Genomic DNA, 12,504 nt, shown 5'->3' on the forward strand with positions numbered 1-12,504 from the left:
TTATCGCCAAATATTTTTAGGGTGTTGCATTGAGGAAAACAGGAGCCAATCTGTTTTTCCCTTTCCGAAGGGGTTGAACGTCAAAAAAAAAGCTGAGTAGCAATTAAATATACAACAAAAGGTCCTGACAGTTGGTTAGGGCCTTTTTTTATGGAAGGAGATGATGAAATGACAAGAGATTGGGCTTGTAAACTAGAAGTACTTTTGCTGAAAAATCTGGAAATGGGTATAGATATCCTGGGGAAAAACGTCCAATGCTTTTCCTTAAGACCTAGGGTTAATAGATGAACTTGTAATCGCCCTTTTAATCCAATCTGCCCAAGGGGGGGCCAAGGAGCCTATTTTAATATCCTAATACTTACCGCTCCTTAGGTTTGTTAAGGCTTAACAAGAGTAAGGCAATGTTAATCACCAAGAGCGACAATAGAATAGTAAAGAAGATAGTCATAACATAAGATTTTAAAGCGGGGGACGTTGGTATATAAAGGTAGATGTGGGTGTTGTTAAATGGTTGCGTTAAATTTTATAAATATTACAACCTAGGGTGCTTTTTTCTTATTTATAGTAATTCTAGGGGGGATAACGAATGTTGGATGAGGAAAAAGTTCAAAAATTTGGTCATAAAAAACCCATCCAGTAGGACGGGCTTCTTCCTTTAAAAAAAAGTTGTATCGTAATTAATCTATAACTTTTACGTTAACTGCGTTCAATCCTTTTTTACCTTGCTGTAGTTCAAATTCTACAACATCACCTTCACGAATTTCATCAATTAGTCCAGAAATATGTACAAAATGATCTTCGCTTGAGCCTTCTTCAGTGATAAATCCAAAACCTTTGGTGTCGTTGAAGAATTTTACTGTTCCTTTATTCATTACTAAAAATTAAAAATATTTATATTATAGCAAATATAGGGTTTAATTTTTTAAGGTGGTGGTTTTTTGATAGTTATCTTTATTTTCAACGTATTAGAACTTTATAAAAAGATTCGTTTTTCCGCAATATATAGACCTTAAATAATGGGGTTTAAACGTACTTTATATCCCCCTTTTGAAAAGATTATTAGCTAGTTGGTTTTATTGGATAGTGTGTCACTGTATCCTTGCAAACGGATAAGACAGGGATACCGGTGTTAAATTTGGATCCGAGGGGAAGAGCCCGCTGATGTTTGGTTCTGGTCACTGTGTTGGAAAAAGGTAGGGGCATGGGGCCTAGTTGCTGTAAAACAACAAAGCCTCCGGAGAACCGAAGGCTTTGAGCGTACGTGTATTGTAAGCAGTACTAAAATTATAAATTAGGCTGTGGAGTAAGTCTTAAATAAGGCTTTATCTCTTCAACACCTTTGGTGAAAATTTTCTTGGCATCTTCCGTGCTTATTGCAGGGCTTACCACTACTTTTTCACCATGTTTCCAATCTGCAGGAGTAGCTACCTTGTGGTACTCGGTTAGTTGTAGTGAATCTATCACTCGTAATAACTCATCAAAATTACGACCTGTAGAAGCAGGATAGGTAAGGGTTAGTTTAACGGTCTTGTCTGGTGCAATAATATAAACCGAACGTACGGTTAGGGTAGCATCTGCATTAGGGTGAATCATATCGTATAAGGTAGAAACCTTTCTATCCTCATCTGCAATGATTGGGAAATTAACCGTAGTGTTTTGAGTCTCGTTAATATCCTTAATCCATTCTGCATGAGATGCGGCACTATCTACACTTAATGCAATCATCTTCACATTGCGCTTGTCAAATTCTTCCTTGTAATTTGCAGCAGCACCCAATTCTGTAGTACATACTGGGGTGAAGTCGGCAGGGTGAGAAAATAGGATGCCCCATGAATCACCTAAATAATCATATAAATTAATCATTCCGGCAGAGCTATCTGCCGTAAAATCAGGGGCTAAATCGCCCAATCTTATTGTCGCCATTTTTTTAGTCTTTTTGGTTTAAATTAATATCCTATAAAATTAGTAGATTATATTGGATTCGACTTTTTTAAAAGGTTAAAAAAGTATTAAAATCAATACCTGCCATAAGGTTTTTGATTTTTAGAAAGCTGCATTTTGGTTGAATGTCTCTCGTAAAAATTTAGGGAATTATATTAGTTAATAGTAACTGCTTTGGACTTGTAGTTTCCTATAGTACACAAGTCTTGAATGTTTTTGGTATTTTATTTTGGGCGGTAAGAGAGGGGTATTATAATACAAATAATACAGCGGTGGAAAACATAATTTATATGCCTTCCACCCTGTATTCGTTATTCATTTATACTAGGGTCAAACTTGGGTTTCTTGTAATATAAGTTGTGTCGCAACCTGTCTCTTATGCCTCTTTCCACTTTATATTACAACCTATGCTTGGCTTTTGTAAAGGGTCGATAGGAGTGCCATTTAAAAGGTTGTCCATGGCAGCCTTAAGATCGGCCCCGGTAACTGCCAACCCATTCCCAGGCCTGGAATTATCAAATTGACCGCGATATACCAATTTTAAATCTTTATCAAACAAATAAAAATCAGGGGTACAGGCTGCATCATAGGCCTTGGCTACCTCTTGGGTTTCATCGTATAGGTAAGGGAAGGTGTAGTTCTGTTCCTTGGCAATTAACTTCATTAAATGCGGGGCATCCTTGGGATACTTCTCCACATCGTTGCTAGATATGCCAATAAAGGAAATTCCCAATGGCTGATAGTCTATAGCCGTCTTGGAAAGTTGAGCGTTAACGTGCTTAACAAAGGGACAATGGTTGCAGATAAACATAATTACGGTGCCCTTGTCACCTTTTAGCTCTGCCAGCGTCCTCTTTTTTTCCAAGGTGGTATCCAATAAATTAAAATCAGGGGCAATTGTGCCCAAAGGCAGCATATTGCTGGGGGTGTTCGCCATAATAAATTTACTTTAGTTATCTTTTGCTATTCCGCTAAATGTAGTCAAATTAATTTGCAATTAAAAGGCACAATGGCTATCTTAAATAAGCGAAATAAACTTTGGAGTTATGAAAGAATCATATCAAACCTTATCCGAAGCGATCACCGATCTAAAGCAGGCGGGATACACCCAAGATCTCAATCTGGCCGAAACTGGCCTGGAGGATAAAGAGCTGAAGCGGATGCATGCCGCGCACGATTTTAATGTTGTTAAATATTACCGGTTCGAAGGGGTAAGTGATCCGGATGACAATGCGGTGCTATTTGTTATAGAGACGGTAGATGGGGATAAAGGACTTTTGGTGGATGCCTATGGCGCTTATTCTGGGAATGTATCCAAAGAAGTGATGGATAAACTAAGGATTATTCGATGAGCGGGACCATTACTTGGGAAGATTTTTCTAAAATTGAAATGCGAGTGGGCACCATTTCGGAAGTATCCCAATTTCCGGAGGCAAGGAATCCTTCTTATCGGCTGTGGGTCGATTTTGGAGAGGAAATTGGTATGCGTAAGACTGCAGCTCAAATCACCAAAAGATATACTCCAGGGCAACTTGTTGGAAAACAAGTGATTGCGGTGGTGAATTTTCCAAAGAAACAAATAGCCAATTTAATGAGCGAATGTCTTATATTGGGTGCTGTTGATGGGTCCGATGTAGTGTTATTGCAACCAGAGGCCAAGGTGGTTAACGGGCTTAAAATCTCCTAATTTTTGACGGCTAGTACTTTAGATAGTTTACAAATAGAATTTACAGAAGCGTCCCTTTGGGTAATGAACTTGGCATTGGCATTGGTGATGTTTGGGATTGCCTTGGATATCTCCATTCAAGATTTTAAACGACTCTGGCAGCAGCCGAAACCACTTTTCGTAGGCATACTTAGTCAATTTGTCCTATTGCCCGCGGTGAGTTATATACTAGTGCTGTTAGCGACACCCATTCCTAGTATTGCCCTCGGGATGTTTATGGTAGCTGCCTGTCCCGGTGGAAATATATCCAATTTTATTACGCATATTGCAAAAGGTAATTCCGCCCTTTCCGTTAGTTTAACGGCAGTTGCCACCATTTTGGCAGTGGTGATGACGCCGCTCAACCTGCAGTTGTGGGGCTCGCTCTATGGGCCCACCGCCGTCATATTAAAAGAAGTGGCCATTTCCCCTTTAGATATGGTTAAATTGGTGGCCTTATTATTGGGAGTTCCCTTGTTATTTGGGATGTACATCCGTCATTTAAAACCCAAACTGGCTTCCCAAATGGCCAAAATGCTAAAAATGGTCTCCATCGTATTTTTTGTGGCGCTTATTTTCATTGCGCTTTATAACAACCGGGATATTTTCATGGATTATGTGCTTTACGTTTTCTGGATAGTAGTTATCCATAACCTCCTTGCTTTTGTTACCGGATATTCCTTTGCAAGTATGATGGGCCTCACCCAAGCCAATAGGCGTACCTTGGCTATTGAAACAGGTATTCAAAATTCGGGCTTGGGATTGCTGTTGATCTTTACTTTTTTCGATGGCATGGGGGGCATGGCTCTTTTGGCTGCGTTCTGGGGAATATGGCATATTATTTCCGGTTTGGCCGTTGCTGGATTATGGGGTTTTAAACCCGTTGATAAAGAGGAGTTGGTTTGAGAAAGACGGGATATCTTTTGCTGAGGTTATGGATAAGGATTGCCTTGTGGTGTTATTTCTCTAAAATTTCCAGAAGCGGACTAGCGCATATTCCCAAGGATAAACCACTGCTCTTTTTGGCCAATCACCAGAACGCCCTACTAGATGCTTTATTAATAGCGGTGCGTGGTCCCAGAAAGATTTATTTCCTCACCAGGTCCGATGTTTTTAATAATCCCCTCCTAAAAAGATTTTTTGAATTCTTGCAGATGATTCCCATCTATAGGATGCGCGATGGTATAGGCTCTTTACAGCAGAACAAAACTATCTTTGAATACTGTAGTAGATTGTTGCAGCGGGGAGAAGCCATTCTTATATTTCCAGAAGGGAACCATTCCCTAAAGCGAAAAGTACGCCCGCTGAGTAAGGGCTTTACCCGCTTCCTATTTGCAGCCTTGGAAAAGAATCCCCAATTAGACATTCGGCTACTCCCTTTAGGATTCAATTACGACAATGCTGTAAACTTTCCAGATAAGGTGTCCGTTTGGTATGGCAAGGATTTAAGGGTGTTGGATTATTACGATAAAGAAAAGGAAGCTACTTCGGTTAGCAGAATGAAAACGGCAGTTTTTCAAGAATTAACCACCCTTACCACCCATATTGCTGACGATGAAATGCATGATGGTCTTGTGAGGCATTTTAAAAGGGGTGGACTAGATTTTTTGGATCCGGTAGCCATCAATAGGGCCGTAATGGAAATGCCTAAAGCACCGCAAGAAGGCGTTATGGTATTGGAGTCCCCTAGTAAACGGGGCATAGGAGAATGGGCATTTAACATATTAAACTTTCCAATAACGCTTATTTGGGCCTTTGCTATACGTCCCAAAATTAAGGAATTAGAGTTTGTGAGTACAGTGAGGTTTATGTGGTTTCTACTGCTTTTCCCCCTGTACTATCTGATGCTGGCGGTACTTTTAATCTACTATTTGGGGATATCCGGGGCCACCATAATAGTGGCAGGGCATTTTCTTTTCAATATAGGCCTGGTTAAGCTTCGCTCCTAGTAATCCCTTGAAAAAAAATGGGGCTGCTTTTTATTGAAAAAGCAGCCCCAATAAATGGTGAGCAAAAAGGGATTACATCATCTTTCCAAAAAAGATGGCGTTCATCACCAACTTGTTGGTCCCAAACCAAAAGGCCCTAAAATTGGTGTTATCCGTAAAGATAATAACCCGTCCCTTGCCAGAACGCTGTACCTGGAAGGGGACACTGTTTTTTACCATTTCTAGGTTCCTATCCGAAATGTACCCGCTTAAAAGTGGATCTTGGGTATATTGTATGGGGTTGTTGTAGCTATTCTTATCTGGCTCTATATAGATGTTGGTATTTCTGAACAATGGAAGGTGGTCGTTCTTGTAGCCGAAATTGATAGGGTGGCTGCGGTCTAATTTGGCTTTAAAAATAGCGCCTCCCGTTGCATGCGCTCCTAAAAAGTCGCTTTTTTCTGCGTAAGAAACGTTTTTGGCAACCAGCGTGTCCTTTTTAAAATTCAAGGCCATCATTTCATTTTTAGAAAACCAATCGGCCATATTGCGGTACCCAATCAGGATTCCCCCGTTGTTTACCCATTCCTTTAATTTTTCGGTCCCTTTTTCGTCCAAGAAACTTCCGCGCCCCCGGTTAGGGATCACAATGGAGGTGTACTTGGAAAGATCAACGTTATTAAAGTATTTGGTATCCAGTTTGGTTAGGTTAAAATCGTACCGTTGATCCAGCAAATGCCAAAACTCTCCGGCATCGTAGGAGGTAACTCCATTTCCTACCAAAAGTGCCACACGTTGCTTTTTTAAAGAAACAAAATTGCTACTCCCTAAGTCAATACCCTGGGTACTACCTGTTCCCACAGCTACCATTGGGACCTTACTGTCCTTGGCTACCGAATTTAAGAACTGAAACATTTCTGCGGGATTTAAGGACTGGTTTTGTACGGGAACCAAGATGGCGCCATAATCAAAACTCTTTCCTTCCACAGTAAAGGGTAGCTTTGCTACCTTGGCTCTAAGTCCCTTGTTCAAAATTTGGTTCAAGGCCTTTGGGGTGTAGTATTCATTCCAATTAAATAGGTAAGCATAGGAACTTTGCTGATCTACCTCCGCCGATAGGGGTCGAAGCTCGGTTACCAGATCACCGGCCGCCGAGGTGCTTTTTAGCTCGGCATAATCTAAATTAAACGCCAATGGAAAGGTCCACGCAGATACATCGTAAAAAATGCTGTCTTTAAAGGTAGTCCTCTTATCAAACATGGCCTTTACGAGTCGTGCATTTTTTTGATCCGTGGGGATAAAATAACTATGGCCTTTTTTATATGCTTTTCCGTTCACGGTAATATCATCGGATAGTTCGTGGAACTTAATATGTTGAAGCTTTAATATTTCTGCCAAATGCCACGCTTTGGCGGCATCTTTGCTATCGCCAAAAACAATACCTCTTACTTTGTCCTTGCGGTTCTCAGATTTCACATCCTTGTAAAATTGACGCTGGTACTCCAGTATTTTAGTGCGCATATTCCGAGCCGCTTCAACGGTAGATACGGCTGTAGTAAACTGGTTGCGGATGGTAAAGGGAAAGGTAAGTAGCCCATTTTCCGAATCTTGTGCATGTCCACGGGAGCTGGCTTGCTCAAACAAAATTCCAATACTTCCATTGATATCGGGATAGGTAGATCCCTTACCGTAGAAATAATCGTCAAAGCGTTCTTCCTTGTAGTAAAGGGAGCCTATTTTGTCTAATGCCTTGGCATGGTAGGTGGCTATTTCTGCAGTTAATTCTTGGTTTACTGGTGGTGTTAAGGGGTGGACCCTACTGGGGACTCCTGGTTGAAAGAAGTAGGTAGAATTGGTGCCCATTTCGTGGTGGTCCGTAAGAATGTTGGGCATCCACTTATGAAAACTGGCAATTCTTGCTCTACTTTCCGGTAATTGTACGGGAAGCCAATCGCGGTTCATATCAAACCAGTAATGGTTGGTACGCCCGCCTGGCCAAACCTCGTGAAATTCCCTATCGTTTACATCCGATACCATGTTTTTTCCCTTATTGGTGTTGGCCCAATAGGCAAAGCGCTGTAAGCCATCTGGATTAAAAGAAGGGTCTAATAAGATAACGGAATTGTTTAAGGTTTCTTCAATTTTGGGGCCGTTAGCGGCTGCTAAATAATAAGCGTAGGCCAAGGCGGCGTTAGATCCACTGGGTTCGTTACCGTGAATGGAGAATCCTTGATACACTACAATGGGCATGTTTTCCAAGTTAAGTGTGTCTGCTCCATCTTCCGTTAAGCTTATATGGTCTTGTCTTATTTGCTCCAGATTACGGTGATTGTCTGGAGAAGTGATGGTCAATAAAATGAGCGGTCTGCCCTCGTAGGTGGTTCCCCTATTTTCAATGGAGATCCTATCACTGGCATCTGCCAATGTCTGCATGTAAAAAACTAATTTGTCATGGGTTACATGCCATTCGCCTACCTCATGCCCAATAATGTCTTTGGGTTTGGGGATGTTGGGGTCATAACTTATGTCTTGGGGAAGATAATAATCTAGCGATGCAGTTTCTTGACCGTGCATGCTACAAAAGGATACCAGCAATAATGCAAATAGAAAATTTCTCATAGATTGGTTAAAATTTAAAGATGGCTTTATATGTAAAACGGCCCCCATCAAGAGGACCGTTTAAATTAATTCAGGGAATCATAAATTATATGTCATCAAAGCTTACATCGGTAAAACTGCCAGTAGAAGTGGCGGTATCCTCCGTAAAGCCTTCTTTCTTATAATCTTTTTGGTGCCGCTCAGATATTACTTCCTCGCCTTTGGCATCAATGATGTAATTCATCATTTCTTCTAAATTGTCTTTAAAGGCGGCAAAATCTTCTTTGTAAAGGTATATTTTGTGTTTCTTGTAATGAAAGGAACCATCATCGTGGGTAAATTTTTTACTTTCAGTAATGGTTAAGTAATAATCCCCTGCCTTGGTACTCCTAACATCGAAAAAATAAGTTCTTCTCCCAGCTCGTAATACTTTCGAGTAAATCTCTTCTTGATCCATTAAATCTTTTTCGCTCATTTCGATTAGTTAATAGTTGTTTACATACGTATATACGTCAAAAGTGTGAAAAAAAACCTAAATGGACAACAAATTTCTATTTTTCTTTCTCAGAAAGCTGATCGCTGTAGAGTTCCTTATAATATCCCTCTACGGAATTCAATTCTTCATGGGTGCCTTCCTGTAGCAATTTGCCTTCATCCAAGATTAGGATACGGTCTGCATTTTTTGCTGAAGATACCCTATGGCTAACGATTAGGGTAGTTTTGTTGTGGGACTCTTTTTTAAGTTGATTTAATATTTCCTCCTCGGTTTCGGTATCCACCGCGGATAGACAATCGTCAAAGAGATAGATTTTTGGATCCTTTAATAGGGCTCGTGCAATGGAGACCCTTTGTTTTTGTCCGCCGCTAAGGGTTAGGCCCCGTTCGCCTAATACGGTATCGTATTGATGGGTGAATCCCATGATATTGTCGTGCACCACCGCCTTTTTAGCCACCTCGATAATTTCCTCATCGGTAGAATCCTCTTTTCCAAACTTAATATTGTTCTTAATAGAATCCGAAAATAGAAAGGCGTCTTGTGGTACGGCCCCAATGGATTTTCGCAGACTGTTTAGGTTGAGCTCCTTTATGGGGACGTCGTCTATTAGAATTTCGCCAGAATCAATGTCGTACAGTCGAGCTATTAGGTCTAGGATGGTCGACTTCCCAGAGCCGGTCTTTCCTATGATGGCGACGGTTTCTCCCTTATTTATGGTAAAGGAAATGTTTTTTAGTGCCACTATATTGGTGTCCTCGTAGGTGAAAGTTACATTTTTGAATTCAATTTTTCCTTCAATTTCGGTTTCTTCCGTGGCGGTATTGACAATATTAGGGCGCTCTTTCAGAAATTCATTAATCCTTTTCTGGGAAGCCTCGGCCCTTTGTACTATAGAGGTAACCCAGCCAACAACGGCCACCGGCCATGTAAGCATATTTACATAAATGATAAATTCTGCAATGATACCGATAGTGGCTATTTCCCCCTTAATATATTGCTGTCCGCCAATATAGATTACAAATATATTGCTGATGCCAATCAGTAGAATCATTAAAGGAAAAAACCAAGCATTTACCCTTGCCAAGGCCATGCTCTTTTCCTTTCCCTCTAAGGCTAGGGTCTTTAGTTCTGCATTTATTTTGGGTTCCAAGGCATAGGCCTTAATGACGGATATTCCAGAGAACGATTCTTGCGTAAAGGTAGATAGGGTAGACAGAAACTCCTGGACAATAGTGCTTCGTCTGTGAATAATTTTACTGATCTGATAAATCAAAACAGATAAGATGGGTAGGGGTAGTAGGGCGTACATCGCCAAGGTGGGTGCTTTTATGAACATTAGCGGCACCAAACAGGCAAAGAGGGTTAAGGTTTGTATTCCGTACATTATTGCAGGTCCGCCATAAAGACGTACCTGGTTGATATCCTCGCTTATCCTATTCATTAAATCCCCAGTCCTATTTTGTTTATAAAAATTGAGGCTCAACAATTGATAATGGTCAAATACCTCATTTTTTAAGTCGTACTCAATATAGCGAGAGATATTGATAATAGTCTGCCGCATTAAAAAGGTAAAGAATCCGGATAGCAGGGCAGCCCCCACAATAATAAGGATATACTCAAAGAGCATTTCCCTTGCCTCAGTCAACAAGAGTTCCTCCTTTATGTAGTTTTCCACTACTTCAATGGATTTGTTAACATAGGAGGGCATCACCAATTGGAAGACGCGAGCCACAATAGTGATGATTACACCTACGAATAGTTTAAGCCCGTATTTTTTAAAATATTTATTAAGGTGCTTTAGTTCTTTCATCGGAGCCGAGATAGAAATATCTAGTTAAGTAATGGTAATTCGCCAAAGATAGTTTTTTGTAACTAAACGATATGTTATAAAAGGATTAAGATAATACCTAAAAAGGTAGTTATGATTAAAAAATATAATCCTATTTTTGTACCCCAAAAAATTGTTATCTCATTAAAGTTCTTTAAAAAATGCTTACAAGAAGGCACATTCGGGTTAAAGTTATGCAGTGTATCTATGCCCTCACCCAGTCCAAGGATGATTCCCTAGACAAACAAGAGAAATTTTTAAAAGTAAGCATCGATAATATGTATTCGCTTTATCTTTTAATGTTGAGCTTGTTTTTGGAATTACATGAAAGAGCCCAGAGTCAGGTACAGCTATCTTCAAAAAGGTACTTGGAAAATCCTTCCGACAACTTCCCCGACAAGAAAAAATTTCTAAAAAACAGGGTCTTATTGCAAATGTCAGAGAACCTGTCGTTGCGCGATGAAATCAGTAGAAGGAAATTAAATAACTGGTACTTAAACGAGGAATACGTAAAAATTATATACACGGAAATGATAGAGAGTGATCTTTATCAAAAGTATATGGCCAACCCAGAGACCTCCTATGAGGAAGACAGGGAATTGATTGTAAATCTCTTTAAGGATATTGTGGCGCCCAATGAAAAGATCTATGATTACTTTGAAGATGATAAATTAACCTGGGTTGATGATTTTCCAATCGTAAACACCTACCTATTAAAGTTGTTTAAAAAGATTAAGATAGATAGTTCTCCGTCTTATTTGCTTCCCAATCTGTTGAAGGACCAAGATGATATGGATTATGCTAGACGTCTTTTAACCAAGACCCTTCTGAACAATGCCGAATTGGAAAAGGAAATTGAGGGGAAAACCCCCAATTGGGATAAAGATCGTATTGCAGATATAGATGCCATATTATTGAAAATGGCCATTTGTGAGCTTTTAAACTTTCCTTCCATCCCAGAAAAGGTGACCATCAATGAGTTTTTAGAGATTGCCAAGGAATACTCCACGCCAAAGAGCAGTATTTTTATAAACGGAATATTGGATAAATTGGTTAGGGAATACAAGGATAATGGAAAGCTAAATAAACTTGGTAGGGGTTTGTTATAAACAAATAATCCTTAAATTTACCCAAATTAAAACTATCAAACATGAAAAGAATATTTTTTACTCTTGGTCTTGTTTCTGTTTTTGTGTTGACCTCTTGTAAGGAGGCTGCCTCTAGCAAAATCAATGCTGCCAATGTAGAAGTTGCAGCAGAAAGAGATGCCGCTGCCAAGAAAATTCCAGTTATGGAATTTGATAAGGTGGAGCACGATTTTGGTGTGATTGAACAAAATGCGCCCCAAGAAACAATTTTCACCTTCAAAAACACTGGTGACGGTCCGTTAATCATTACGGATGCAAACAGTAGCTGTGGATGTACTGTTCCCGATTATCCAAAGAACACTCCTATTTTACCTGGTGAAACTGGGGAGCTATTGGTGAAATTCAATGGTGCAGGTCAAAACCAGATCACTAAGACCATTAATGTGGTTACCAATACAAGCAAGGGTACAGAAACTCTTAGAATAAAAGCATTTATAACCCCAAAAGGAGCTGGTCCAGTAGGTCCGGTTAAATAAGTAATAGTATCTTATGTTAGAACAGTATCCATATTTACCGTTAATCTTAATGTTTGTGGTGGTCTATTTTTTTATGATCGCTCCACAGAGAAAAAGAGCCAAACAGGAAAAGAAATTTGCTTCCGAATTAAAAAGAGGCGATAGAGTAGTTACTAAAAGTGGTATGCACGGTAAAATTGCCGATATTAACGATAAGGATTTCTCCTGCGTAATAGAGACCATGGCCGGTAAAATAAAATTTGATCGTTCTGCCATTTCCATGGAAATGAGTAAAAAATTGAACGAGCCAGAGAAGAAGTAATTTTTTATTTTACATTTTATATTAAAGCACCAGCATCTTGTTGGTGCTTTTTTTTGTTGCACGGTCTTGTTTTTAAGGAATCA

13 protein-coding genes are annotated in these 12,504 nt (G+C 39.8%); 7 read left to right on the forward strand and 6 right to left on the reverse strand.

The window, feature by feature from the left end; all coding sequences use genetic code 11:
- Nucleotides 1-677: 677 nt before the first annotated feature.
- The 3 genes from BV214_RS08745 to BV214_RS08755 form a co-directional block, all read right to left on the reverse strand.
- On the reverse strand, nucleotides 678-872 hold the full coding sequence (locus BV214_RS08745) for a cold-shock protein (protein WP_086477126.1): 195 nt from the start codon (nucleotides 870-872) through the stop codon (nucleotides 678-680).
- 412 nt (nucleotides 873-1,284) lie between these two features.
- The gene (locus BV214_RS08750) at nucleotides 1,285-1,923 is read right to left on the reverse strand and encodes a peroxiredoxin (RefSeq protein ID WP_086477127.1); all 639 of its coding nucleotides are present in this window, start codon (nucleotides 1,921-1,923) and stop codon (nucleotides 1,285-1,287) included.
- A 394-nt stretch (nucleotides 1,924-2,317) separates the two neighbouring features.
- Nucleotides 2,318-2,878: a thioredoxin family protein gene (locus tag BV214_RS08755; protein WP_086477128.1), complete on the reverse strand. Its 561-nt coding sequence runs from the start codon at nucleotides 2,876-2,878 to the stop codon at nucleotides 2,318-2,320.
- Between the two features lie 109 nt (nucleotides 2,879-2,987).
- Between BV214_RS08755 and BV214_RS08760 the strand changes: the two genes are divergently transcribed.
- The 4 genes from BV214_RS08760 to BV214_RS08775 are packed head-to-tail and all read left to right on the forward strand — an operon-like array spanning nucleotide 2,988 to nucleotide 5,595.
- Complete coding sequence (locus BV214_RS08760) at nucleotides 2,988-3,293, forward strand: phosphoribosylpyrophosphate synthetase (protein WP_086477129.1); 306 nt, start codon at nucleotides 2,988-2,990, stop codon at nucleotides 3,291-3,293.
- Entirely contained in the window at nucleotides 3,290-3,628 is a 339-nt protein-coding gene (locus BV214_RS08765) for a tRNA-binding protein (RefSeq protein WP_086477130.1), read from the forward strand. Before BV214_RS08760 ends, BV214_RS08765 begins: the two co-directional genes overlap by 4 nt.
- A gap of 3 nt (nucleotides 3,629-3,631) precedes the next feature.
- The gene (locus BV214_RS08770; RefSeq protein ID WP_086477131.1) at nucleotides 3,632-4,552 is read left to right on the forward strand and encodes a bile acid:sodium symporter family protein; all 921 of its coding nucleotides are present in this window, start codon (nucleotides 3,632-3,634) and stop codon (nucleotides 4,550-4,552) included.
- Nucleotides 4,549-5,595, forward strand: a complete 1,047-nt coding sequence (locus BV214_RS08775) for a lysophospholipid acyltransferase family protein (protein WP_086477132.1) — start codon at nucleotides 4,549-4,551, stop codon at nucleotides 5,593-5,595. The genes BV214_RS08770 and BV214_RS08775 overlap by 4 nt, the downstream gene beginning before the upstream one ends.
- Nucleotides 5,596-5,667: 72 nt before the next feature.
- Here BV214_RS08775 and BV214_RS08780 read toward each other — a convergent pair whose 3' ends face one another.
- From BV214_RS08780 to BV214_RS08790, 3 genes are all read right to left on the reverse strand, one after another.
- On the reverse strand, nucleotides 5,668-8,193 hold the full coding sequence (locus tag BV214_RS08780; RefSeq protein ID WP_086477306.1) for a M14 family zinc carboxypeptidase: 2,526 nt from the start codon (nucleotides 8,191-8,193) through the stop codon (nucleotides 5,668-5,670).
- A gap of 85 nt (nucleotides 8,194-8,278) precedes the next feature.
- The gene (locus BV214_RS08785; RefSeq protein ID WP_086477133.1) at nucleotides 8,279-8,647 is read right to left on the reverse strand and encodes a PUR family DNA/RNA-binding protein; all 369 of its coding nucleotides are present in this window, start codon (nucleotides 8,645-8,647) and stop codon (nucleotides 8,279-8,281) included.
- 76 nt (nucleotides 8,648-8,723) lie between these two features.
- Nucleotides 8,724-10,478 (reverse strand): ABC transporter ATP-binding protein, encoded by a 1,755-nt coding sequence (locus tag BV214_RS08790; protein ID WP_086477134.1) that lies wholly within the window; start codon nucleotides 10,476-10,478, stop codon nucleotides 8,724-8,726.
- A 179-nt stretch (nucleotides 10,479-10,657) separates the two neighbouring features.
- Between BV214_RS08790 and nusB the strand changes: the two genes are divergently transcribed.
- The 3 genes from nusB to yajC are packed head-to-tail and all read left to right on the forward strand — an operon-like array spanning nucleotide 10,658 to nucleotide 12,421.
- Nucleotides 10,658-11,605, forward strand: coding sequence for a transcription antitermination factor NusB (gene nusB / locus BV214_RS08795; protein ID WP_086477135.1), 948 nt, complete (start codon nucleotides 10,658-10,660; stop codon nucleotides 11,603-11,605).
- Nucleotides 11,606-11,646: 41 nt separating this feature from the next.
- Nucleotides 11,647-12,120 (forward strand): DUF1573 domain-containing protein, encoded by a 474-nt coding sequence (locus BV214_RS08800; protein WP_086477136.1) that lies wholly within the window; start codon nucleotides 11,647-11,649, stop codon nucleotides 12,118-12,120.
- Nucleotides 12,121-12,133: 13 nt separating this feature from the next.
- Nucleotides 12,134-12,421, forward strand: coding sequence for a preprotein translocase subunit YajC (yajC, locus tag BV214_RS08805; protein ID WP_086477137.1), 288 nt, complete (start codon nucleotides 12,134-12,136; stop codon nucleotides 12,419-12,421).
- Nucleotides 12,422-12,504 lie beyond the last annotated feature (83 nt).

The organism is Arenibacter amylolyticus (assembly GCF_002150785.1).
In the GTDB taxonomy this organism is placed as follows: Bacteria; Bacteroidota; Bacteroidia; order Flavobacteriales; family Flavobacteriaceae; genus Arenibacter; species Arenibacter amylolyticus.